At 46.1% G+C, this 22,687-nt stretch carries 24 protein-coding genes; 21 read left to right on the top strand and 3 right to left on the bottom strand.

All coding sequences use genetic code 11. From position 1 onward, the window contains the following. Positions 1–83 precede the first annotated feature (83 nt). The 10 genes from EV210_RS04210 to EV210_RS04165 all read left to right on the top strand — a co-directional run bounded on the left by EV210_RS04210 (position 84) and on the right by EV210_RS04165 (position 9,712). Entirely contained in the window at positions 84–359 is a 276-nt protein-coding gene (locus tag EV210_RS04210; RefSeq protein WP_132076019.1) for a hypothetical protein, read from the top strand. 113 nt (positions 360–472) lie between these two features. Then, the gene (locus EV210_RS04205; protein ID WP_165898783.1) at positions 473–1,840 is read left to right on the top strand and encodes an N-acyl-D-amino-acid deacylase family protein; all 1,368 of its coding nucleotides are present in this window, start codon (positions 473–475) and stop codon (positions 1,838–1,840) included. Positions 1,841–1,999: 159 nt separating this feature from the next. Continuing rightward, complete coding sequence (locus EV210_RS04200) at positions 2,000–3,325, top strand: YeiH family protein (RefSeq protein WP_132076016.1); 1,326 nt, start codon at positions 2,000–2,002, stop codon at positions 3,323–3,325. Continuing rightward, positions 3,325–3,651 carry a hypothetical protein gene (locus tag EV210_RS04195; protein ID WP_132076013.1) on the top strand — a complete coding sequence of 109 codons (327 nt, stop codon included), beginning with the start codon at positions 3,325–3,327 and terminating at the stop codon, positions 3,649–3,651. The genes EV210_RS04200 and EV210_RS04195 overlap by 1 nt, the downstream gene beginning before the upstream one ends. 1,184 nt (positions 3,652–4,835) lie before the next feature. Then, positions 4,836–6,101 (top strand): hypothetical protein, encoded by a 1,266-nt coding sequence (locus EV210_RS04190; protein WP_132076010.1) that lies wholly within the window; start codon positions 4,836–4,838, stop codon positions 6,099–6,101. 139 nt (positions 6,102–6,240) lie between these two features. Next, positions 6,241–6,648 carry a hypothetical protein gene (locus EV210_RS04185; RefSeq protein WP_132076007.1) on the top strand — a complete coding sequence of 136 codons (408 nt, stop codon included), beginning with the start codon at positions 6,241–6,243 and terminating at the stop codon, positions 6,646–6,648. Positions 6,649–6,929: 281 nt separating this feature from the next. Then, on the top strand, positions 6,930–7,628 hold the full coding sequence (locus tag EV210_RS04180) for a response regulator transcription factor (RefSeq protein WP_132076004.1): 699 nt from the start codon (positions 6,930–6,932) through the stop codon (positions 7,626–7,628). Continuing rightward, positions 7,621–8,766: a sensor histidine kinase gene (locus tag EV210_RS04175; protein ID WP_132076001.1), complete on the top strand. Its 1,146-nt coding sequence runs from the start codon at positions 7,621–7,623 to the stop codon at positions 8,764–8,766. The genes EV210_RS04180 and EV210_RS04175 overlap by 8 nt, the downstream gene beginning before the upstream one ends. Positions 8,767–8,863: 97 nt before the next feature. Beyond that, positions 8,864–9,448 carry a DUF2238 domain-containing protein gene (locus EV210_RS04170; protein ID WP_243650432.1) on the top strand — a complete coding sequence of 195 codons (585 nt, stop codon included), beginning with the start codon at positions 8,864–8,866 and terminating at the stop codon, positions 9,446–9,448. 96 nt (positions 9,449–9,544) lie between these two features. Next, positions 9,545–9,712 carry a DUF1540 domain-containing protein gene (locus EV210_RS04165; protein WP_243650431.1) on the top strand — a complete coding sequence of 56 codons (168 nt, stop codon included), beginning with the start codon at positions 9,545–9,547 and terminating at the stop codon, positions 9,710–9,712. Between the two features lie 38 nt (positions 9,713–9,750). Here the strand turns inward: EV210_RS04165 and EV210_RS04160 are convergent, their stop codons facing one another. Further along, positions 9,751–10,095 (bottom strand): hypothetical protein, encoded by a 345-nt coding sequence (locus EV210_RS04160; protein WP_132075998.1) that lies wholly within the window; start codon positions 10,093–10,095, stop codon positions 9,751–9,753. 130 nt (positions 10,096–10,225) lie between these two features. Between EV210_RS04160 and EV210_RS04155 the strand changes: the two genes are divergently transcribed. From EV210_RS04155 to thiD, 9 genes are all read left to right on the top strand, one after another. Continuing rightward, complete coding sequence (locus tag EV210_RS04155) at positions 10,226–12,112, top strand: spore germination protein (RefSeq protein WP_243650430.1); 1,887 nt, start codon at positions 10,226–10,228, stop codon at positions 12,110–12,112. Beyond that, positions 12,109–13,218 (top strand): GerAB/ArcD/ProY family transporter, encoded by a 1,110-nt coding sequence (locus EV210_RS04150; RefSeq protein WP_132075995.1) that lies wholly within the window; start codon positions 12,109–12,111, stop codon positions 13,216–13,218. Before EV210_RS04155 ends, EV210_RS04150 begins: the two co-directional genes overlap by 4 nt. Further along, the gene (locus tag EV210_RS04145; RefSeq protein WP_132075992.1) at positions 13,203–14,453 is read left to right on the top strand and encodes a Ger(x)C family spore germination protein; all 1,251 of its coding nucleotides are present in this window, start codon (positions 13,203–13,205) and stop codon (positions 14,451–14,453) included. Before EV210_RS04150 ends, EV210_RS04145 begins: the two co-directional genes overlap by 16 nt. Positions 14,454–14,467: 14 nt before the next feature. Continuing rightward, positions 14,468–14,635, top strand: a complete 168-nt coding sequence (locus EV210_RS22490; RefSeq protein ID WP_165898782.1) for a hypothetical protein — start codon at positions 14,468–14,470, stop codon at positions 14,633–14,635. A 147-nt stretch (positions 14,636–14,782) separates the two neighbouring features. Next, positions 14,783–15,145 carry an ArsR/SmtB family transcription factor gene (locus tag EV210_RS04140; protein WP_132075989.1) on the top strand — a complete coding sequence of 121 codons (363 nt, stop codon included), beginning with the start codon at positions 14,783–14,785 and terminating at the stop codon, positions 15,143–15,145. Between the two features lie 13 nt (positions 15,146–15,158). After that, positions 15,159–17,360: a heavy metal translocating P-type ATPase gene (locus EV210_RS04135; RefSeq protein ID WP_132075986.1), complete on the top strand. Its 2,202-nt coding sequence runs from the start codon at positions 15,159–15,161 to the stop codon at positions 17,358–17,360. A 153-nt stretch (positions 17,361–17,513) separates the two neighbouring features. Further along, a complete protein-coding gene (locus EV210_RS22485; protein ID WP_165898781.1) occupies positions 17,514–17,660 on the top strand; it encodes a hypothetical protein in 147 nt (48 codons plus the stop codon). Between the two features lie 121 nt (positions 17,661–17,781). Further along, positions 17,782–18,264 carry a phosphohistidine phosphatase SixA gene (gene sixA, locus EV210_RS04130; RefSeq protein WP_132075983.1) on the top strand — a complete coding sequence of 161 codons (483 nt, stop codon included), beginning with the start codon at positions 17,782–17,784 and terminating at the stop codon, positions 18,262–18,264. Positions 18,265–18,300: 36 nt separating this feature from the next. Beyond that, complete coding sequence (gene thiD / locus EV210_RS04125; protein WP_132075980.1) at positions 18,301–19,101, top strand: bifunctional hydroxymethylpyrimidine kinase/phosphomethylpyrimidine kinase; 801 nt, start codon at positions 18,301–18,303, stop codon at positions 19,099–19,101. Here thiD and EV210_RS04120 read toward each other — a convergent pair. Both EV210_RS04120 and EV210_RS04115 read right to left on the bottom strand, forming a co-directional pair. Next, positions 19,094–19,789, bottom strand: coding sequence for a heparan-alpha-glucosaminide N-acetyltransferase (locus tag EV210_RS04120; protein ID WP_243650429.1), 696 nt, complete (start codon positions 19,787–19,789; stop codon positions 19,094–19,096). The two genes, thiD and EV210_RS04120, sit on opposite strands and share 8 nt — an antisense overlap. Continuing rightward, positions 19,783–20,013 (bottom strand): hypothetical protein, encoded by a 231-nt coding sequence (locus tag EV210_RS04115; RefSeq protein WP_132076373.1) that lies wholly within the window; start codon positions 20,011–20,013, stop codon positions 19,783–19,785. The genes EV210_RS04120 and EV210_RS04115 overlap by 7 nt, the downstream gene beginning before the upstream one ends. A 185-nt stretch (positions 20,014–20,198) precedes the next feature. On the opposite strand from EV210_RS04115, the gene EV210_RS04110 reads away from it, so the two are divergent. Both EV210_RS04110 and EV210_RS04105 read left to right on the top strand, forming a co-directional pair. Further along, entirely contained in the window at positions 20,199–21,605 is a 1,407-nt protein-coding gene (locus tag EV210_RS04110) for a hypothetical protein (protein WP_132075977.1), read from the top strand. A 165-nt stretch (positions 21,606–21,770) separates the two neighbouring features. Then, positions 21,771–22,685 (top strand): GGDEF domain-containing protein, encoded by a 915-nt coding sequence (locus EV210_RS04105; RefSeq protein ID WP_165898780.1) that lies wholly within the window; start codon positions 21,771–21,773, stop codon positions 22,683–22,685. The last annotated feature ends 2 nt before the right edge of the window (positions 22,686–22,687 follow it).

The raw sequence follows: 22,687 nt of genomic DNA, 5'->3' as shown, positions 1-22,687 counted from the left end.
AAAGAATCCTAAAAGAGCACTGGCATACTAAGTGTAGTGAAAGTTTCTGGAGCGAAAAATTAACGTATTGGGAGGAAAGCTTGATGAAAAAGGGTTTGCAGCGTTTGGTCCAGGGAATCCTAAGCCTGATAATGACGTTTCTGGTTATGGCATCACCGGTAGCCGCAATTATATATGCAACGGAACCTGCAGTGCAAATGAGCTCTTTTAGCATCAGCCGGACACCGATTAAGACTTATGTAACCACGCTGGTAGAGAGACTGGAAAGTCCTGATGACCAGGCCCCTTTTCCTGTTCAGGCGCCGCCTGCGGTTGAACTGCCAAGCTATGCGCTGAAGAAAGGACCAGCATTAAAGTAAGCCCTGCCTAGGGGGATATTTCCAGTTCCCTTTCCAAGGAGAACCAGTATGTTTTGCCGAATATATACGGAAAAGCAGCGGTTGCAAATGGGAAAAAAGGGTGGTGGAGCTTAATGTTCGACATAGCGATTGTGAATGGAATACTTATTGATCCTGAGAAGCTTACCCGGATGGTTGGCAATGTAGGAATTACGGATGGAAAAATTGCACTGATAACGAAAGATGAGATTTGCGGGAAGCAGCAAATTGATGCTGCCGGCAGGATTGTCTGCCCAGGCTTTATTGATATACATGGCCATGTCGACCAAGACCATTATTGTGGTGAGCTGTCACTGCGTCAGGGTATTACGACTACGGTTGGCGGCAATTGTGGTGCAAGCCCGCTTGATATTAACGCCTTTTTTGCCGCCCATGAGCTGCATGGCTTTGTCATTAACCAGGCGGAAATGATCGGCCACTCTATGAGTCTGCGGGAAGCGGTAGGCGCTGGGGATCCGTTGCTGCCAGCTACACCGGAACAATTGGCCCGGATGGAATATCTGGTGGAGCAGGCATTTGAAGATGGCGCCTGCGGCCTTTCGCTGGGGCTAGCCTATGCACCGGGCAGTTCCAATGATGAAGTGATGCGGCTCAGCCAGCTTGCCGCCAGATACGGCCGTGTTGTGGCAGTTGATACACGCATGATTACCAGCAGTGATATGTATTCCTTGGTTGAAGCTGTGGCGATAGCCCGCGAGACTGGTGCCCGCATTCAGGTTTCTCATCTTGTATACCAATATGGTACAGGCATGATGGAGGAAGCCTTGGCGGTAATTAACAGAGCCAGAGGACAGGGCTTGGATATTCGCTTTGACAGCGGTATGTATACCCAGTGGGCTACTCATATCGGTGCGGTTTTGTTTGACGAGGACTATATGGAAGTAAATGGCTGGAAACCGGAAGATATACTGGTAATCACCGGAAAGTATAATGGGCGCCGTTTAACGATGGATATTTATCGTGAACTCAGGACGAATGCACCTCATACGGCTGTGGTGGTATTCACCGGGATTGAAGAAGAAATCTATATGGCGCTTAATCATCCCTTTGCTATGCCTTCAACTGATACCGGTGCTTATGATCCTGGTGAGGGACATCCGCAAATTGCCGGTAGTTTTCCCCGCTATTTTCGCAAAATGGTGGTAGAACGGTATGAACTCAACCTGATGGAAGCTGTTCGTAAAGCTACGTTGCTCCCTGCTGAAACGTTAGGGTTTAATTCTAAGGGCCGATTGCGGCAAGACATGGATGCCGATCTTGTCGTTTTTGATATTCACGGAATTAATGATAAAGCGGATTTTGGTCTGCCGGATGCCTCGCCGGAAGGCATTGATTATGTTGTCATTAACGGCAAATTAGCTTTAGCCAAGGGAGAAGTAAAGGATAGCCGGGCAGGCAGAGCGATCCGCTGCACGAAACCGGTATATGATTATCAGATATAAAAATCAACCTATTGACTTATAAAAGTCGTTCGTGTTATTCTAAGATAACTTAAATAATAAGCGGCTGATTGGAAAAACCAAAGGCTTAAAACTGTCTGCAGATGCAGGCTGTTTTGGGACCTTTGGTTTATTTTTTTTCAGCAATAAGGAGGTAGTAAAATGAGCGGAAGCAAGTGGTACAAAAAGGAAGACTATTGGGCAATCGTAATTGGCTTAGGTCTTATTGGTTTTGTTACACTGGCGTTTTTTGCCGGCAGCATTGGTATGTTTAAAACGATGGCTGTTTCCATTGGCGGCTGGTCATCAGATTTAGCCAAATTAACAGCCGGTCTCTCCAAGTCTTCATTTGGTCTTATCACATTATTGGCGTTCTTTTTGCTTGTATATTCACTCGGTGTGAAGGCGATGGGACAGAGCGTTTCAAAGTTTAGCAAAGGATTTACGGCCTTATTTCTTTTTTCTGTACTTATTTCTGTATTGGGAGCGAATCAATATAGCAAGGACTGGCAGCTGGAAACACCAGTGCTGGCTCTGCTGGTTGGCCTGATTGTCGGTAATGTCTTTCAATTGCCTGACTGGTTTCATGCGGGCTTGCGTACGGAACTGTATGTAAAAACAGGCATTGTTTTAATGGGGGCCACACTGCCACTGACTTTAATCCTGCAGGCTGGCCCGGTCGCGATTCTGCAGGCAGCAATTGTTTCCATCATTACCTTTGGCTCGATTTATTTTGCTGCCACCAAGCTATTTCGGCTTGATCCCCGGTTTGGCGCAACGCTGGCAGCCGGTGGGTCGATTTGCGGTGTATCTGCTGCTATTGCGATTGGCGGGGCTTGCCGGGCCGAAAAAGAACATGTTTCTGTTTCGATCACAATGGTCATTATCTGGGCTGTAGCGATGATATTTCTGCTGCCTTTATGGGCGAAGCTGCTGGGGCTTGATCCCGGTCCGGCAGGAGCCTGGATCGGAACTTCCGAATTTGCCGATGCAGCCGGCTTTGCAGCTGCAGAAGCAATCGGTGATGAACGGGCTGTAAAAGCGTTTACGCTGATGAAAGTAATCGGGCGGGATATGTTTGTCGGCGTCTGGGCGCTGCTGGTAGCAGTGCTGTCTGTAACTGTATGGGAAAACAAGAGCAAGGCGGAGGCGGAAAAAATTGATGTGGCAGAGATATGGAAAAGATTCCCGAAATTTATCCTGGGCTTTTTTGCGGCATCTGTTTTTGTCAGCTTCATTATTGCCAGTCTCGACCCGCAACAAGCTGCTCAGTTTTCTAAGGATGCAATTGGGCCGTTAAAGACCTTCCGCGGCTGGGCATTCACCTGGACTTTTCTGTCAATCGGTTTTACTACCCGCTTTCGGGAACTGTCTACGTTCGGCTGGCGTCCATTGGCGGCTTTTGCCGTAGGGGTAGCGATTAATGTACCGCTAGGTTATGTTTTATCCAATTTAGTATTCGTCGAGTATTGGCTGGGAATTAAGTAATGCAGCAGCCAATTGTTAACCATGTTACTTTGATCCGGATGAGGTTGTCCGCCAGTCTGCCGATTGATCCGAGCAGCCTTGCCGAAGGTCCTTATCTTCTGCGGGAAGCTGGTGTTTTGGCAAAAGCACATTATGATAAGCTTGCCGCCATAATGGAAGAGCTGACTGAATTGAAGTTTGTTTTCTCTACAGATAAAAATTATCTTTATGCCAAGTCGGAAACTGTTGGCGCCCGTGAGGCCAAAGAGTACTTGCTGGCAAAGGGATTTCAGGATCAGGATTTTCAAATTCATCTGGAATATAGCCGGGGTTGGGGAATGATGTAGGCAGCAAAGGAACTATGGCCAAACGTAAGTTTGCCATAGTTCCTTTTGATTTTTGCTGTTCAGGGACTATATTATTACCTCAGCAGCTTATTTTTTGAACACAACAATAAGCGATAGCCTTTTTTATTAAAAGGGTAAAGAGCGGTTCTGTACTTTTGTCTTGATACAAAAGTACCAAAAAATCAAGACCTGTACGGAAATGGCCTTGGAAGCAGGCCTCTCTTGCTAAAATTCCGAAACTCGCTGCGCTCAGACAGTCGGAATTTCTTCACGCAAGAAAGGCCTGCTTCCACCCTGCGGGACAGCAATTTCCGTAAGGGTCATAAGGATACGAAATCCTCGTTCTCATCGGCCCTTCTGGAAATAGCCGGTCCGGAGGATGGAAAATTGTCAGCTTACGTTAAGAAATCCGTTTGTTTGAGCGGAGCGAGTTCATGGATTTTAGTAAGCTGATAATTTTCCAAGGGTATTGGAAGACAGGCCTAGACTTTTTGCTCCTTTTGTGGCAATGACAAAAGGAGATAACGTGTATTTTTCCTTAAAAGGGAAGCCCTTGCAGAAAAGCGTGTAGAAGATTTTTAGCTTTCCAATAATGAGTATAAGAACGGTTCTGTACTTTTGTCTTGATACAAAAGTACCAAAAAGTCAAGACCTGTACGGAAATGGCCTTGGAAGCAGACCTTCTCTTGCTAAAATTCCAAAACTCGCTGCGCTCAGACAGTCGGAATTTCTTTACGCAAGAAAGGCCTGCTTCCACCCTGCGGGACAGCAATTTCCGTAAGGGTCGTAAGGAGACGAAAGAAGGAACGAAGGAAACCGTTCAGGTAATATCCTCGTTCTGATTGGCCCTTCTGGAAATAGCCGGTCCGGAGGATGGAAAATTGTCAGCTTACGTTAAGAAATCCGTTTGTTTGAGCGGAGCGAGTTCACGGATTTTAGTAAGCTGGCAATTTTCCAAGGGTATTGGAAGACAGGCCTAGCCTTTTTGCTCCTTTTGTGGCAATGACAAAAGGAGGGATCGGGTATTTACCTAAAAGGTATCTTAGTATAAAACAGATAAGAGACAGTTTTTCTTATGGTAATATTTCTTGAACAGGTAAAGCTATTACTAGTGATAGCGCGTTACTTTTACACTAGGACAGCGTTACTTATTTTAAAGCAAATTACTTACATGGAGGAACCAAATGAGCAGACGGAATCAAATTATACTGATCGCAGCCTTGCTAATGATTTTCGCCAGCCTAATGAGTGGTTGTGCGGGCAAAGCCCCCAGTCCTGCTCAGGATACTGCCAATCAGGAGCCTGCTATTATGGCAGAATTTACGAAGCTGATGGAAGATCCCGGCAGTACAGTTGCTCAGGTTGTGCAGTATGTTGATGCAAATCTTACTGCGGTGTCGAAGGAAAACGCAGCAGTAATGGTTATGGCCCTTGAACAGAAGCAAAAGACTGGACTTCCTGATATTGAGAAGCGTTTTGCCGCAGATCAAGCCTTGCAGGCAGCCTTGGCGAAGGCGCAGCAAAAGAGCGGCTCAGCAGATTATCTGAATGCCGTTGAAGACATTGCTGTAAAAGAGCGTTTACAGGCAATTAAAAATAGTGGTTATAAAATAGAAACTGCCGAAGGAATGTATTATCCGGTAATTGACTATGAAATGTATCAAAAATACCGGCCTAACTTAACTCCTGAGCTTGCTGCGTATATTGATATTATGGCGGTAGAAGCGCAAAAACCTCCGGCCAAAGATGCGGCGCTGCGCATAAGCTGGGATGAATTAGTCAAACGGGCATTAGCACAGGAGCAGTATCTGATAGCGTATCCGGACTCATCGAAAACTACGGACATAAAAATGCTGCTTGATAAGTACGCGATGTTTGCTTTATATGGTACCAATAATACGCCATTATTTGATTATGATACTAAGCAGCTGGCCGGTGAGGCCCAAAAAGTCTATCTTGAAACTGCGTGGGATGAGAAAAACGGTGTTTTCTCTAAAAAAATGGGAGAATATGTAGCGGTATTGAAGAAATATGATTATCGCTTATCAAGCCAGGTACGGGAATTTCAGAATCAATCCGCCAAAGAAATTACGATGGCGATGAACCGTTATTATGTAGCCGGCGTAGATGATGCTGCCCAATTTGAAACAGTTTTTACCAGGCTGCAGGGCCTGGTGGCTGCAGGCAATAAAGAGGCTGTAGCGGACTATATTCTCTATCCCTTGCATGTTTATGCTCAGGGGGTACCAACAATCTATCCGTCCCGAGACGAATTGCTAAAAAACTATGATACTGTTTTTACGGCTAAAGTAAAAGATGCTTTTGCTAAACAGAAAGTAAAGGAAACCTTTGTTAACTACAAGGGCGTTATGGTGGGCGGTGGTGAAATCTGGTTTACCCAGTCTGACGAATTGCTGTACCGGTATGGAATTTTGGCTATTAACAAGTAACTGGCAAGAATAAAAGCTGCTCAACCTATGGTTGAGCAGCTTTAAAAATAGTTGCAGATATTTTGTAAAATTCATCGGAAATTCAAAAGTGCTTGGTATACTAATAAAAAAACAAAGTAAGTGGCAGGAGGGATTAGGCATGAATAAAAAAATAATTCCCTATGTAATAGGGGGGCTAGTCATTTCATCCGTTGCTTTTGGCTTTTCCGGTATGACAAATGCAGCAGAGAAAAGTCAATTGCCGGCAGCGATGCAAAGCGAGCATATGGGTACTATGGATACCAAAGCAATGGCTGACAGGATGAACTCACCTGAGATGCAGGAGCAATGTGCTGCTATGCTGCAAAGTCCCGAAATGCAGCAGGCGATGAAAAATATGCTGAAGACACCGCAAATGCAAGGTATAATGAAGCAAATGCTACAGCAGGACATGGAGTTTCATCTGGTAATGTCTGATTTGGTTAACTCAGTTGATATGAGCAGTGACCACAGTATGACGGAAAGCGGAACACCAATGAGCGGCCACAGTGACCACCACAGCAATTAGACAGAAAATCACCCCCGGCCCGGGGGTGATTTTCCCTCTTGTCAGTAGTTCTAATTTAATTGCAGAATACGGTTAACGCGATATAAAAAGAAAAGATAACCTGCCAGAAACAAAATTCCGAATTCCATAGGGTGTATCCTCCCTAATTTGTTAATAGTTTCGATTGTAACAGCCATTTTTTAGATTTTTCTTTGATCTTTCCTGCGATGGCATACGACAAGCGTGTTCACTGGCAGTTCCGGTGTATAATAAAGTAGTGGATCATCAAAAAGGAGGAAGGTATGCTACAGCCAACCGTGTTAATTATTGATGATGATAGTAAGTTGACTCAACTGTTACAAACTTATTTTTTGAAAGAGAAGTTTAGCACCTATATTGGTCATGACGGTTATCAGGCACTGCAATTGGTGCAAGAGAAGAAACCGGATTTGATTATCCTTGATTTAATGCTGCCTGGCATGGACGGCTGGGCAGTTTGCCGCCAGATAAGAAAAGAAAGTGATGTTCCCATCCTCATGCTGACAGCCCGCGATGAAGAGAATGACCGGCTGATTGGCCTGGAAATGGGGGCAGATGATTATGTGACCAAACCCTTCAGCCCTCGAGAGGTTGTTGCCAGAGCAAAAGCAATTTTACGACGTACCCATAAAGGCAGCAGTGCAAGGGAAAAGCAAATCAAAGTCGGTGATCTAACAATCGACCGGGAGAGGCATTTGGTATTGATGAGCAGTGAACAATTGGATTTGACTCCAACTGAATTTAAAATTATAGAACTGCTTGCAGCTAATCGGGGCAGGGTCTTTTCCAGACTCCAGATCATCGAACAGGTGCAGGGCTACTCCTTTGACGGGTATGAGCGTACTGTTGATGCTCATATTAAAAACCTGCGCCGTAAGTTAACCGGTACTTCCCGCAGTCCCCAGCCGATACAAACTGTTTATGGTATCGGTTATAAAATTGCCGGTGAAGATTATGCGTAGTTTGACGTGGCGGATTACAGGCTTGATGTTTTTGTCTATTTTGCTTACTGTGCTGCTGCTCGTGTACCTGGCCGAATATCAAATGATGGTGCACTTTACCAATTACGTAGCCGGGCAGCAAACGGAGGGAACAAGCGGCGAATACATGATGAAGTCAATGCATGGTAATGGCCAGGCCATGGCAGCCATGATGGGACTACCGGAACAAGTTTTCCTGGAATCGATTCACCGTTCTTTGTACTGGGTCGGAGGGGCGATGCTGCTTGCCGGGCTGCTTGCCAGCTATTTGTTTGCGCAGACCATCACCGTTCGCCTCAGGCAATTGAACACAGCAGTTGATATGATTGGCAGCGGTACCTATGGTCAGCAGGTACTGGTTGAATCGGAAGATGAAGTAGGACGGCTGGCCAAAGCTTTCAATCGTATGTCCCGTTCACTGGAGGAAAACATTCAATTGCGTAAGCGCTTATTAGCTGATATTGCACATGAGCTGCGCACGCCGTTAGCGATCATTCAGGGAAATTTGGAGGGAATGATTGACGGTGTTGTTGAAAAAAGCGATGAGCAGCTTCGTTCCCTTCATGAAGAGACAGTCTATCTAAACCGGCTGATTAAAGATTTACGGGATTTGTCACTGGCCGAGGCAGGACAGCTGAAGCTCGAAAAAACATCTACAGATATCAATACCGTCATTGTCAGAGCGATTCAACTTCTCAAGCCTTTAGCTGATGAAAAGAAAATTGACCTTATTATGAATTTACAAACCATACCCCCGGTAGTAGTTGATGTCAGCCGGATCAATCAAGTGTTAAACAATTTGCTGACAAATGCCTTGCGGTATACGCCCGGCACAGGGACCATCACCATAACCAGTGACGTTGTCAATAGAAGAAATCACTCCTGGGTGGAAGTAGCGGTAGCCGATACCGGAATCGGTATTTGCGAAGCGGATTTGCCGTTTATCTTTCACCACTTCTATCGCTCGGATAAATCGCGGGATAAAAAAAGTGGTGGCTCAGGGATTGGGCTGGCTATTGTTAAGCAACTGATAGAAACTCACGGCGGGATGGTCGAGGCTGACAGCAGTCCGGGAGAAGGGACGGTTTTTCGGCTGTTTTTGCCTGTAAACGATGAATAGCAGCAGTTTGTCTGCATCAATCCTCACGAATAAGGAAAAGATAAGATGTTGTGTAAGGCAAGTTTTACGGATTTTCTTGTCTAGGAGGATTTGGGCTTTGCCGAATTCGAGAGTTGCAATCTTAACAATTACCCTGATTTTTTTAGTGCTGGAAATGATCATTACGATTGCCTTAATTGCCAATGGCAATACGGGAGTTATTCCCAATGTTGCAGGCCTGGCGGCTGTGTGGATTATCTATACGCTGCTGGAATTGCGTTATGGTTTTTATATGAGCAATTATGTGAGGATTGTCGCAATGACAGCCTGTCTAAGCGATAGTTTCTTTGGCTATTTTTTAAGCTATTATCAGAGTTCCTTTGTGTTTGATAAAATACAGCATGCATTTGGCACGTATGCTTTTTCCCTGTTTGCTTATGTACTGGTTGCCCAACTGCTCACAAGGCCGGTAAGCCGCTTATTTACGTTTATTCTGGTTATGGCATTGGGGCTTGCCATTGGAACTGTATATGAAATCAGTGAATTTATCGGCGATCAGATCGGTAATCCCGATCATCCCAGTCAGCCTAGCCTGCTGGATACGGACCTTGATTTAATAGGCGATGCAATTGGTGCGGTAATCGCCGGACTGCACGTTATATTACAACTGTTTAAATCGTCTTTTTCCGGCAATACCAGGTAGATTGAACAGTAAATAACATTGCAATTACCCGGAATTTTTGTATGATTAGCCTCCTTTCAGGCAAACTAAATGTATCAAGTTAAAGGAGTGGATTATATGGCAAATATACTCAATGGCGTAAAATGCAGCGTGAAAAACTGTAATTACTGGGAAGAGAACTATAAGTGTTCGGCATCTGCAATCGAAGTAAATGTCGATAACGGGGGCCATACTGCCAGCAAGAGCAGAGAAACTAACTGTCAGACTTTCCGGCCCAAAGCATAATATAAAATGGCACTGGATGCAAAGCATCCAGTGCCATTTTATATTATGCGGCCGATCCCAATGCCGCCAATTACCTGACCATACTTATCTTTGACCGGAATGCCTACGGCCTTGAAGCGAATGCCATAGACGTCCTCCGAAATAATCTTTGTTACCGGTCTGCCTAGCCTGAGTGCTTCGTAAATAGCATCTCCGGGCGGAATTGGATCGCCTTCCTGGATATTAGGCTGAAGGCCGGGACTGGGGATAAAGCGCAAATAACGGAACCGGTCAGTAATCCCCAAGGAAACTTCCTCTTCAAAAAAGTGCGGTATGTATGAGCTGAGTGCATTAAAAGCCTGGAGCACATCATTTTCTAGTGCCGTATCATCATTGACAGTCATAGAGCCACCTCAACTTATATGATTAATTATGTATATGTATGGCACATAAGAAAAAGCACTGGAAAGGTAAATACTATTTCCTGTTTTTTGAAATACTATCTATTATTACCAGGCTGAGGAGGTGTTCCGGGTGGGTAATACAATTATTACACAAGTATATGAGAGCCTGAAAAAGCTCTTGATTTATAAGCCGCCCCAAAATCCCAAGCCTTTTGTCTTAGATGAGATAGAAAAAGGCAGAAGCGGTCATTCTGGATCAGATGCGCAAGCGGGCCTAACGAATGCAGTCCGGGAATTAAAAACATTAGTTGCTTATTCTCACCGTTTGGAGGAAATGCTGGAAAAAAGCATTGCTGCTTTTCGCAGTAATGATGGAACTGCTATTGAACGATTGCCAGAGGATATGGCATCGCTGAAAAAAATCAAGGAGAATACGGAGCCCGTATTGCTCGCCTATGATACGGCTGTTCGGCCGTTGGACAAACTGGTAAGTCCGCTGCTGGAAGAAAACAAAGCCATCATTGATCAGATGTATAGCAGCGATGTAAATAAGGACATTTTGATCCGCCGCTTTGAGATTGGCGGAAAACAGCCTATTAAGGCCTTGCTGGTGTTTTTGGACGGTATGATTGATAAGCAGGTCCTTGATTTGGCTGTTTTGCAGCCACTCATGCTGCTGGATACAGGGGTAATAAAGCCTTCTGGCAGTGAGTTGCTTACTGCAATTGTGGAAAAATGTCTGCCGAGCAATCAAGCAACACCGGTAGATAAATATAAAGATGTAGCGGATGCAATTAACGGCGGCGATACGGTACTGTTTATTGAAGGTGTTGATCAGGCCCTAGCTCTTGGGACTAAAGGGTATAAGCAGCGGGGTGTGGAAAGGCCGCAGATTGAGCAGTCCATCCGGGGCAGTCAGGCTGCTTTTAGCGAAGGTCTGCGCACCAATACAGGGCTGCTGCGCCTCATGCTGCCTACGAATGACTTAGTTACCGAAATACTCATGATTGGTGACAGAGTGCCGCAAAAATGCGCCATTATGTATTTGAAATCACTCGTTAACCCTGATTTGGTTGCGGAGGTGAAACGACGGCTGAAAGGAGTTACCACTGATTATATTGTAGATTTGGGGATTCTGGAGCAATTTATTGAGGATCATCCGGGGATGATTTTTCCCCAAATGCTGTCCACTGAGCGGGTAGACCGGGCAGCAATCAATATTGCCGAAGGACGGGTTGCACTGCTTTATGAGGGCGTTCCGTTCGTACACATTGTGCCTGTGAATTTTTATTCCTTTTTTCATTCCGTAGAAGATTTTTCATTAAAGCCGCCGGCAGGTACTTTTATGAGGCTGCTGCGCATCGTTGGGACGCTGGTAGCTGTTATCCTGCCATCGATGTACTTGGGGATCAATTACTTCCACCAGGAGGCATTGCCGACGGAATTAGCACTGGCTATTGCCGGAGCGAGAGAAAAAGTTCCTTTTCCGGCACTGATTGAAATTCTAATGATGGAATTTTCCTTTGAACTGATCAGGGAGGCTGGCTTGCGCGTACCTGGTTTACTTGGTTCCAGCATCGGCATTGTTGGAGCAATCATCTTAGGTCAGGCAGCGGTTGCGGCCAATCTGGTCAGTCCGATCATGGTAGTTATTATTGCGGTGACCGGACTGGCTTCTTTTTCCATCCCCGATTACCGGCTGGCTTTTGCCCTGCGGATAACCCGGTTTGCCTTTTTGCTGCTTTCTGCCATGCTGGGGCTGGTCGGCTTGTCTTTTGGTCTCCTCATTTTAACTGTTGCCATGTGCAGCATGAAATCGTTCGGTGTACCTTATATGGCGCCAGTGGCACCCAAGACGATTGCTGGTTATGATACCCTGATCAGGGGGCCGGTATATCGTCAGGAACTGCGGCCTGATCAGTTAAACACTCAGGATAACCGGCGCCAGCCCTCTATTAGCCGTAAGTGGACAGAGGATAAGCCGATAGGAAAGAAAGAGGGGGACGAGGAGGAATGAGGAGCTACCAGCCTGGTAAAATGGGGACAGCAGAGGGGATGGCGATTGTATTTCTGCTGACCTTTCCCACCACCTTTCTCACCACACCGGCCGTGTTGATTAACGAAGCAGGTAGCTTAGGATGGCTGTCTGCTTTAGTTCACGGACTTGTGTCTGTCGTATCAATCGCTGCCATCCTGATCGTCTGCAAGTACGTGCCGGGCAATCTGTTTGAAATTTGTGAGCAGTTGCTGGGGAAAGTCCTGGCATGGCTGATTGCTTTATATTATGCGGCAGCTTTTTTTGCCAACTACGTGCTGATGCTGCGGCAATATGCCGAGAATACTCTGCTTACGGCACTTCCCTCGGCTGAATTCTCTTTTATCATTGTGGCGTATGCCCTGGTCGGGGCAATCCTTGTAGCCTTCAGCCTGGAAGGCATGGCCAGGGCCGGATATATTGTCATGCCGTTTATCGGCATAACGCTTGTAATCGTTTTTGCCCTGCTGAACCCTTTTTATGAAGTGTACCGCTTAGCTCCCTGGTTAAGCTTGGGAGTGGGAACAGCAGTTTTTACCGGTCTTAAAATTGCCGGTATCAACTTTGGTGTTGCCGCGGTAGTCATTTTAGCCTCCTCCTTTCAAAATAACCGGACAAGGTGGCAAATTGCGTTGTTTGGAGTGGGATTGAGTGCTGTGTTGCGGGCAATGGTCGTCTTTTTCTATACATTACTGTTTGGTGTTACCGTTGGACGAGAGAAGATGCTGCCTTTTTTTGAAATGGTTCGCCTGGTTTACTTAGGGCGTTATGTGCAGCGTCTGGAATCGCTGTTTATTATTCTCTGGGTCATTAATGGAGTGCTGGATATTTCCTTAAGCTTGTATTTTGGCTTATACTGCCTTACCTATCTGGGACGGCTGCCAACGATGCGCCCGCTGATACCGGTAGTTACCCTTCTGCTGGCTCAGGTCGCCATGATTCCTGAGGATGTGGTCAGTGTAATGAATGATTATGTTTATGTGGGCAAAACATATTTCAATTTTGGCATTTATATCGTACCCCTTTTGCTGCTGGCAGCCTTGGTCTGGAAAAAAAGAAAGAAGGTGAAGCTATGGGCGTCAGGCTGATGGTTGTGCTGTTGGTGTCGGCTGCTCTGCTGTTTACGGCGGGCTGCTCGGGTGCCCGTGAGACGGATGAAGTAGGCTATGTTATTGCCATGGGGATCGATAAGGCACCGGAAAAGGATAAGATCAATGTTACGTACCAAATGGCAATTCCCCGGGCGTTGTCCGGTACAAGTGACAGCGACAGCAAAGAAGCAACCGAGATTATTACCATTACGGCAAACACCGCTGTGGAAGCACGGAATTTATTAAATACAAGTGTTGCCAGGGTGCCGAATTTATCGCATATTAAAGTTATTATTATCGGTGAAGATATTGCCCGCCAGGGGGTAGGGGATTTTATTGCTCCGCTGCAACGTTTTCGCGAATTCCGGGGTTCTATGTATGTTGTTGTTGCTCACGAGTCAACCGCGGAAGATTTTATTAAAAAACTTACTCCCCGCCTGGAAATCCTGCCGTCTAAATATGTTGAAACAATGATGTTAAGCAGTACCGAGAATGGCTATTATGGACGAAGCTTTCTGCATGATTTTTACAACCGTCTCAAGGGGGGCAGTGCAGCACCATATGCTACGCTGGTGGCTGTAAACCCAATGGATGGCAAGGATCTGCCAACCGACAAAAAAAGAGCAGGTGAAAAAAATGATGAGTATACGGCTGGCAATATTCCATTGATGGGAGAAGGACCTGCAGCTAATTTTGCCGGTTTGGCGCTGTTTAAAGCCGATAAAATGGTAGGGACATTGACAAATGAGGAATGCCGGATGGTGAGCTTGCTGCAAGGGAAAAATGCACCAAATTGTTTTTTTGCCGTAGCCGATCCCAATATTCCAGATAAAGCGGTTAATATTATCTTCCGCCTTGGCCGTAAGCCTAATACGAAAATTACGCTGCAGGACGGTCAGTTTATTGTGGACGTTGATGTCTTGCTGGAGGCGGAGGTTACATCAATTCCCAGTGCGATCAACTATGAGATGGCCGGTTACAAAGAGCAGCTGGAGGAACAGATCTCACAGGTTGTACACGGAGAAATGATGAATATGCTGGATAAGACCAGGTCTCTCGGTACTGATCCGGTCGGGTTCGGTTACCCGGCTCGTGCTATGTTCCGTACCTTTGACGAGTGGCGGGAGATTAATTGGAGTGAAGCTTACAGCAATGCGGATTTCCGCCTGAAGGTGACTACTAAAATCCGGCGTAGTGCGCTTATGTGGCAATCATCACCAATTACTAAATAGTGGGGAGGTCAAGAATGTTTGATATAATTTTGTTGCTTTCTTCATTTGTAGCAGCTTTTTACGCGCTGACATTTGCCCGCTGGCTGATGCAGGAGGGCAATAAACAAGGTGGATATGTTGTTTTTGCAGTAGTTATGGTAGGGGTGGCCTTACCGGTTTACCGCATGTTCATGAAAGAATAACTCCTATGCACTGGATGGGTTGAGGGTGCCGCATTTGCTTTAACAAAAAGCATTTTTTGCGACACCCTCAATTTTTTTATTGACAGTGCTGTCAAAATCTTTTATCATAAATATATGAACATATATTCATATATTGGAGTGAGAAAAATGCATGACTCAGATTTTGCGCTGTGTGAAGAGTGCAATTATCATCCTCAACGGATTTGCCTGGCCCGTCAGCAATTATTGACGGACAATACAGTACTTCAGTTAGCTGAAACCTTTAAAGTCGTAGGCGATCCTACCCGCATCAAGATTCTGCATGCTTTGAGTAAAAGTGAAATGTGTGTCTGCGATATTGCTGAAACACTGAATATGGGGCAGTCTGCTATTTCCCATCAACTACGGGTTCTTCGCAATGCCCGTCTGGTAAAGTTCCGCAAAGATGGCAAGACTGCCTGGTATTCACTGGATGATGACCATGTAGTAGCACTTCTTTGTCAGGGGCTGGAACATATTAGTCACAGTTAGGAGGAATGGTGTAATGGAAAAACCGGAAGTAACAACAGCATCCGGCTGTCATTGCTGCAGCGACCATGGGGTTCACGCAGGAAATGGCACTGCTGCGATGATAGCAGGAACAGAAGCCGTTACCAGTATTTTTCGCTTAGCCGGACTGGATTGTGCCGATTGTGCCGCTCATCTCGAAAAGCGGCTTAACGCTTTACCGGGTGTAAAGTCGGTTGTAGTTAATTTTGGGGCGGCTAAGCTTACGATCAGTCATTATCTTACGGATACGGATATCATAGAGGCTGTCCGCCAAGCCGGTTATCAGGCCGAGCATTACCAGCAGGCTGCTTCGGCTGCGATGCAATCAGGGCGGTGGTGGAGCAATCCCAAGACAATGGCAACTGCGCTAGCGGGGATATTTTTGGGTGCTGCAATGCTGCTGGAATGGATGGATCTTGCCCAGACTGCAGTTATTCCCCTTTATGCTCTGGCGATGATCGTTGGTGGATATCATGTTGCCATAAGCGGCCTATATGGCCTGAAGAGCATGACGATGGATACGAACTTCCTAATGCTGATAGCGGCTATTGGTGCGGTTGCTATTGGTGAATGGAGTGAAGGAGCAACAGTCGTTTTTCTCTTTTCACTGGGAAATGCGCTGCAGGCCTATACAATGGATAAAACCCGCCAATCCATCCGTGCTCTGATGGAACTGGCTCCGCGAGATGCCCTGGTTCGCCGTGACGGGCAGGAGATCCGCCTGCCTGTCGAGGAAATCGTCGTAGGAGATACTATCCTTGTTCTTCCTGGTGAGCGTATCGCCATGGACGGCCAGATTACAGCAGGTTTGTCCAGTGTCAATCAAGCTGCTATTACCGGCGAGTCCTTGCCTGTAGAAAAAGAGCCGGGTGATGTTGTCTATGCCGGTACGGTCAATGAGCAAGGTGTATTGGAAGTCCTGGTTACCAAGCTGGCCCAGGATTCTACGATTTCCCGCATTATGCACATGGTGGAAGAAGCACAGGCAGAAAAAGCTCCGATGCAGCAGTTCATTGACGTATTCGCAAAATACTATACACCGGCAGTGATTGCTGCGGCTATCGGCATTGCAATTGTGCCGCCGCTGGTGTTTAACCAGCCGTTTGATGAATGGTTTTACCGGTCTCTTGTATTGCTGGTTATTTCCTGTCCTTGTGCCTTGGTTATATCCACCCCTGTTTCGATTGTATCTGCCATTGGCAATGCCTCCCGCAACGGTGTTTTAATTAAAGGCGGGATCTATCTTGAGCAAATGGGAATCATTCAGGCCGTGGCTTTTGATAAAACCGGTACACTGACAGAAGGCAAACCATCCGTAACCGATATTATTCCCCTAGGCGGTTCTGATAGTGATGAGCTGCTGGCACTAGCCGCAACAATAGAGCAACGGTCGGAACATCCGCTGGCCAAAGCGATTTTAGCTCGTGCCGGTGAACTTAAGCTTGATTCGGTAGCTGACTTTATAGCATTGCCTGGCCGCGGTGCTCAAGCTACCGTACAGGGAGAGACGGTATATGTTGGCAATATGCGGTTATTCGCAGACTTGAACTTCCCGCTTGAGCATGCCCGTACGGCTGTAAGGGAACTGGAGAAGCAAGGGAAAACGGTTGTACTAATTGGCAGACAGTCGCAGCTGATTGGGCTAATTGCCTTAGCGGATACGGTAAGAGCTTCCGCTCCAGCCGCAATAGCTGCGCTTCGTAAAGCCGGAGTTAAGAGTATTGCCATGCTTACAGGTGATAATGAACGGGCTGCGCAGAATATCGCCGGACAGACGGGGGTAGATACGGTATTCAGCGAGCTCATGCCCCAGGATAAAGTAGCGGCCTTACAGCAATTAGCCAATAAGCACGGCAGTGTAGCGATGGTTGGTGATGGTATTAACGACGCGCCTGCGCTCGCTGTAGCTAACGTCGGTATTGCCATGGGGGGAGCAGGATCAGATAGTGCTTTGGAAACGGCTGATGTTGCCCTTATGTCCGATGACTTAGGGAAATTAGCCTATATGATTGGGCTAAGCCGAAAGATGATGTCAATTATCCGGCAAAATATTACGTTTTCACTGGCAGTAAAAGCGCTGTTTGTTATTGGAACATTTGCCGGGTTTGTCAATCTGTGGCTTGCTGTATTTGCCGACACTGGCGCATCTTTACTGGTCACCTTGAATGGTATGCGTTTGGTGCGTACCATTAAATAAAAAACCAACTCCTGTCAAGCGAAGGTTTGGCAGGAGTTAGTTTTTATTTTTTTTGGAATAACCAGCAGGAATTTGTTTTAATATGTCGAACCGTCGTAGTAATCTGTCGAATAATGACAGATGCAAAATCCCCTAGCGAAATGGAGTATAAGCATGGGTGAACAAAAGCCAATTCAAGTAGAATTAACAGAAGAGGAATTAGCTGAGCTTTTACGTGATTTACCTCCATATAAGCCTGAACTGCGCAGCAGTGATATTCACAAGGCTGTCAGGCTTTCATCACTTTTGGGCGTTAACTAATATTTTCGCAAAGGCAGACGAAGTTGTCTGTCTTTTTTTATTGCACCTGTACTAGGCAAAGACTCTGCCAATATGGTATGCTTGTCATGACTATCCAAAGCAAAGCGGAGGAAAGACTTGCATGGTAATTGTTTTATTTCGACACGGAGAGGCAGAAGACAGGGCTGATTTGAGAGACGACGGTTTGCGTAGTTTGACGGCTAAAGGTCGTAAACGAACTAAAAAAATGGCAAAAATCGTCAATAAGCTGCTTCCCAGAAAATGCAAAATCCAGATTTGGTCGAGTCCATTGCTGCGTGCTTTGCAGACAGCCGAAATATTGGCAGAGCAAGTAGGAGTAAAAGTCAAAATACATAATGCAATTTCAAATGGAGATTTTGAAACGCTTCGTGCTAATTTAACAGTTTGCCACGAAGATGACTGTATCCTGATTGTAGGTCATCAGCCCTTTTTAGGGGAATGGACGGAACAACTGACAGGAATGCAGCTGCCTTTTCGCAAATCAACTGCTGCGGGAGTCCGCTTTTTGACGGGCACTCAAGTTAACAGCAGGACCGAAGCAGAACTGCTTTGGTATATACAGCCGCGGTTTTCCAAAGGCTGATAGGTGTTATAATGAGAAAGAGGTGACTGGTGACTTATGAAAAACGTGTTGACGATTGCCGGATCGGATAGCTCCGGCGGAGCAGGTATTCAGGCTGATCTAAAGACATTTTCGGCACACGGAACGTATGGGATGAGTGTTATCACGGCTGTAACTGCACAAAACACGCAGGGTGTGTTAGCCGTACAGGATATTAGTGCTGCTATTATTGCCCAACAGCTCGAAGCTGTTTTTGAAGATATTGAAATTCATGCTGTAAAAATTGGAATGGTCTCAGTAGTTGAAACAATAGATACAATTGCTGCTAAACTGAAAGGCTATCAGGCCCCCAATATCGTCGTTGATCCGGTTATGGTATCTAAGAGCGGCTTTCGGCTGCTCCAGCCGGAGGCTCAAGCTCATTTGATCAGTAAGTTATTACCGCTCGCAACAATTGTTACGCCGAATCTTCCCGAAGCGGAAGTGATTACCGGGCAAAAGATTGAAACTTTTGAGGACATGCAGCAAGCTGCCCAGAATATACATGCTATGGGGGCAAAAAATGTGCTGATTAAAGGTGGTCATCGTCAGACCGATGCTACAGATATCCTGTATGATGGTGAGGATTTTTATTATCTCCCGTCAGTCCGGATTCCCTCCAATAATACGCATGGTACGGGCTGCTCTCTCTCTTCGGCTATCGCTGCCAATCTCGGGCAGGGCTGTGAAATCTTTGATGCCGTTCGTAAAGCCAAAGATTTTATCACAGTGGCAATTGAGCAGGCTTTGCCGTTAGGGAAAGGCGTGGGGCCTATACACCACTTTTATGCTCTGTATAAAAAGGCCGGCCTTATTTAAGCTGGTGAAGGATGTAAAGCCATAGTAACAGCAGGGGCTGGTGAACGAGGTAAACAGTTAGCGAATGCCTGCCGAGAAACGTGAGTGATCTGGGAAAGGCAATACCGGGAAGCAGGCTGGTGCCTGTTTTATACAACTGTTTGCCGGCAGCAGCTCCCAGCAGGAAGAGCCCATACCAGGGAAACAAGGGGTAATAATCTATGGTCTGAAAATCGGCCGGCAGAAACCCAAAGGGAATTAAAAATGACCACGGTACAACTTGCCGGGTGGCCCAGTAGCCCAGCATTGCAGCAATGAACGCCAGGCCCAATAAAGGGCCTGGCATTTGTTTATTAAGCAAGGGATATGTTAATAAACTTATCCCTAAGAAGTGCAAAATACCAAAGCGGATGTACCAGTCAGGGCTATAAAACCAGGTTATGACCGTTAAGGCCAGGCCACAGGCAAAAATCCGGATACCCCTGCTAAAGGTTGCAGTGGCAAGCGTTGCGCTTAAGCCGGACACAAATATAAATAGGGAAGCCGATAATTTTCCTAAGTAATACCAGAATCCGTTGTGATAATCAACCTGATAATGATAGAAATCCCGTAAATCAACGATAGTGTGAAAAATGACCATTAGAATAATGGCCATTCCCCGCAATGCATCAATTTCACCGATCCGGCTGGCAGTATTTTTGTTTAACACGATTTTGCCCCTAAACGTGGGTGCTTTACCGGCTTTAAGCTCAGCTTAGTGATGAGTTGCACGGCTTCATCAAGCGATATATCAAGCCGGGATGAGGGCGTTTCCAAAACGCACAGCGGCTCTTCAAGCCCTACTTCCCCTCCCGGGAGATAAACATATTCTCCTGACTGCCAATCACCAAATATAAAACCGGCTATTAAATGTTGTCTGACTACCTGACTCATTTTTCTTACCTGCATTTCTTCAGTTTTCGGCTTCATTATAGCACAATCAACTTTGTTGCAAAAGGATTTAACATGAAAACCGCCGCGAGGCGGTTTTTCTTTTTTGTATGAACACTATGAACAGCCCTGCATATCCTGTAGTAAGTTTTTGGGGTAATGCCCCGGAATTGAAGGGGGGAGTTGGCATGCCGGTAGATTTAACTGCACTGCATTGGGTATATTTAGCGTTTATTGTTTTGATCATTGGTTTTATGGTCATGCGGCGGGATACTACGCTTGTTTGTATTGTTGGCATTTGTTTGCTTGGCCTGATGGCGAAAGGGTCAATAGCCAATTCTATAATCGGCATATTTGACAGTTTTATTTTCGCTATTACTGAACTATTGGGGACAATCCTGGTTATTTCAATTATTGTGGCCATGAGTAAGGTTTTGCTGCAAACTGGCATTAATGAAGTTATGATTTCACCTGTAACCAGATTTATACAGACTCCTGCGCTGGCTTACTGGATAACCGGCGTTCTCATGATGGTCATCTCCTGGTTCTTTTGGCCTTCGCCAGCTGTTGCGCTGCTGGGAGCAGTATTGCTGCCTGTAGCGGTCCGTGCCGGCTTACCGGCAATAGGCGTAGCAATGGCGATGAATTTATTTGGTCACGGAATTGCATTATCGGGAGATTTCGTTATTCAGGGCGCGCCGAAACTTACGGCTGCTGCTGCAGGGATTCCTGTAGGGGATGTCGTGGCCGCCAGTGTACCGCTAGTATTTATTATGGGGATTGTGACAACGACAGCTGCCTTCCTGATGCTAAAGCGGGATATGAAAAAGGGCGCTCTTCATAGCGGACAGCTTACTACAGGTACGGCAAATTCTCCAAACGTGAATCTGATTGATTTAAAGTCGGCATTGTCAGGCAGGAAAAAGCTAATCCTGGCAATTGCGGTTCCGATGCTGTACTTGGCTGATGTAGCAACGATGTTTGTCTTGCATTTGCAGGGCGGTGATGCTACTGCGCTTATCGGCGGAACGTCGGTTTTAATATTGGTCACTATTGCTTTACTTGCTCATAAAGATAAGGGGCTGGAAGAAATGACAGCCTACTTGATTGAAGGATTTCAATTCGGCTTTAAAGTTTTTGGTCCGGTCATTCCGATTGCCGCTTTTTTTTATCTGGGAGATTCGGCATTTGTAAGCATCTATGGGAAAGTCTTACCACCCGGATCACAAGGTTTGGTTAATGACTTAGGTCTGGCATTGGCTCAGGCTGTCCCGCTGAATCCTGGGATTGGTGCGGTTACCCTAACGATCGTCGGAGCGATTACCGGCCTTGATGGATCGGGTTTTTCCGGTATTTCATTAGCGGGCTCAATTGCGCATCTTTTTTCCACGGCAATCGGGTCAGGCATTGCTACCTTGACGGCACTGGGGCAAATTGCGGCAATTTGGGTAGGGGGAGGGACGGTCGTACCTTGGGCATTGATTCCGGCAGCGGCTATTTGCGGGGTTGATCCCTTTGAACTTGCCAGGCGGAATTTAATTCCGGTAGCAATCGGGTTGTTAGCTACTACCATTGCTGCTGTGTTTTTAATTTGATATTATTGGAATACTAAGAATAAGATTTTATAATGTTGAAGTTTAAGCGTTTATTAAAAAAATCCAGTAGGGATATAGGGATTATTGACGAATATATAATAGTCAACCCTTTTTTAATCACACTAGACATTGTAGTTTTGTTTATACGAATAGAGGTGAGTGCAAGTGAACGCTTGTGCGGCTGACTGCTCTCCAGTTATCGAAGGTTTAAAAGAAAGTGAAGAACGTTTCCGCCTGGTGTTTGATTATGCACCTATTGGTATGGCAATCACTGGCCTGGAGGGCCATTTTATGCGGGTAAATCAGGCGATGTGTAATTTAGTAGGTTATGCTGCTGAAACTTTCACATCGCTTAAGTTAAGCGATATTGTGTCTGAGGATGACCTTAAGCTCATTGTTGCAGCTGTTGACAAATTGCTGACAGGGGATGAGCAGCAGCTGGTAGTGGAATCGCGTTTTTTTCAAAGCGGTGGGGAAATCATTCATGTTATGCTCCACATGGCACTTGTGCGGGGGGCACACGGCCAGCCGCTGTATTATATTGGTCAGATTGTGGATATTACAGAGCGTAAGCGCTATGAAGAAGCAATGAAGTATATGGCTTATCACGATTCGTTGACCGGTATGCCAAACCGAATGCTCTTCCGGGACCGGCTGACACTATCACTGAATCAGGCCAGAGCCAATCAGCAGATGCTGGCGGTAATTTTCCTTGATCTAGATCGTTTTAAGGAAATTAATGATACTTTGGGGCATTATATCGGTGATAAGGCGCTTAAAGTAATTGCTCAGCGTTTGGAGGCGGCCTTACGGAAAAGTGATGTAGTCGCCCGCCTGGGCGGGGATGAATTTACGCTGGTTTTGTACGGTGTGCCGGACCGGGGGAGTATTGACCAGGTAATCGAAAAAGTAGTGCGGGCCATCGAGGAGCCTTTAATTTTTGCCGGTCGTGAATTTATTGTCAGCGCCAGTGTGGGCGTTGCTATGTATCCTCAGGATGGCACAGATGTGGATACGCTTTTGCAGATAGCCGATAAAAATATGTATATTGATAAAGAGCGTAAAGGGATTGAAAGATAGTC

The organism is Anaerospora hongkongensis, assembly GCF_004339805.1.
Classification (GTDB): domain Bacteria; phylum Bacillota; class Negativicutes; order Sporomusales; family DSM-15969; genus Anaerospora; species Anaerospora hongkongensis.
Note: the sequence above shows the minus strand (reverse complement) of the source record. Positions and strands in the feature narration are given on the sequence as shown.

What these genes read in the sequence shown, in the direction of transcription:
- EV210_RS04135 (WP_132075986.1), top strand. Translation starts at nt 15,159, where the DNA reads ATGGAAAAACCGGAAGTAACAACAGCATCCGGCTGTCATTGCTGCAGC.
- EV210_RS04115 (WP_132076373.1), bottom strand. Translation starts at nt 20,013, where the DNA reads ATGAGTCAGGTAGTCAGACAACATTTAATAGCCGGTTTTATATTTGGT.
- sixA (WP_132075983.1), top strand. Translation starts at nt 17,782, where the DNA reads ATGGTAATTGTTTTATTTCGACACGGAGAGGCAGAAGACAGGGCTGAT.
- EV210_RS04110 (WP_132075977.1), top strand. Translation starts at nt 20,199, where the DNA reads ATGCCGGTAGATTTAACTGCACTGCATTGGGTATATTTAGCGTTTATT.
- EV210_RS04160 (WP_132075998.1), bottom strand. Translation starts at nt 10,095, where the DNA reads ATGACTGTCAATGATGATACGGCACTAGAAAATGATGTGCTCCAGGCT.
- EV210_RS04200 (WP_132076016.1), top strand. Translation starts at nt 2,000, where the DNA reads ATGAGCGGAAGCAAGTGGTACAAAAAGGAAGACTATTGGGCAATCGTA.
- EV210_RS04150 (WP_132075995.1), top strand. Translation starts at nt 12,109, where the DNA reads ATGAGGAGCTACCAGCCTGGTAAAATGGGGACAGCAGAGGGGATGGCG.
- EV210_RS04190 (WP_132076010.1), top strand. Translation starts at nt 4,836, where the DNA reads ATGAGCAGACGGAATCAAATTATACTGATCGCAGCCTTGCTAATGATT.
- EV210_RS22485 (WP_165898781.1), top strand. Translation starts at nt 17,514, where the DNA reads ATGGGTGAACAAAAGCCAATTCAAGTAGAATTAACAGAAGAGGAATTA.
- EV210_RS04175 (WP_132076001.1), top strand. Translation starts at nt 7,621, where the DNA reads ATGCGTAGTTTGACGTGGCGGATTACAGGCTTGATGTTTTTGTCTATT.
- EV210_RS04185 (WP_132076007.1), top strand. Translation starts at nt 6,241, where the DNA reads ATGAATAAAAAAATAATTCCCTATGTAATAGGGGGGCTAGTCATTTCA.
- thiD (WP_132075980.1), top strand. Translation starts at nt 18,301, where the DNA reads ATGAAAAACGTGTTGACGATTGCCGGATCGGATAGCTCCGGCGGAGCA.
- EV210_RS22490 (WP_165898782.1), top strand. Translation starts at nt 14,468, where the DNA reads ATGTTTGATATAATTTTGTTGCTTTCTTCATTTGTAGCAGCTTTTTAC.
- EV210_RS04180 (WP_132076004.1), top strand. Translation starts at nt 6,930, where the DNA reads ATGCTACAGCCAACCGTGTTAATTATTGATGATGATAGTAAGTTGACT.
- EV210_RS04165 (WP_243650431.1), top strand. Translation starts at nt 9,545, where the DNA reads ATGGCAAATATACTCAATGGCGTAAAATGCAGCGTGAAAAACTGTAAT.
- EV210_RS04195 (WP_132076013.1), top strand. Translation starts at nt 3,325, where the DNA reads ATGCAGCAGCCAATTGTTAACCATGTTACTTTGATCCGGATGAGGTTG.
- EV210_RS04210 (WP_132076019.1), top strand. Translation starts at nt 84, where the DNA reads ATGAAAAAGGGTTTGCAGCGTTTGGTCCAGGGAATCCTAAGCCTGATA.
- EV210_RS04205 (WP_165898783.1), top strand. Translation starts at nt 473, where the DNA reads ATGTTCGACATAGCGATTGTGAATGGAATACTTATTGATCCTGAGAAG.
- EV210_RS04145 (WP_132075992.1), top strand. Translation starts at nt 13,203, where the DNA reads ATGGGCGTCAGGCTGATGGTTGTGCTGTTGGTGTCGGCTGCTCTGCTG.
- EV210_RS04140 (WP_132075989.1), top strand. Translation starts at nt 14,783, where the DNA reads ATGCATGACTCAGATTTTGCGCTGTGTGAAGAGTGCAATTATCATCCT.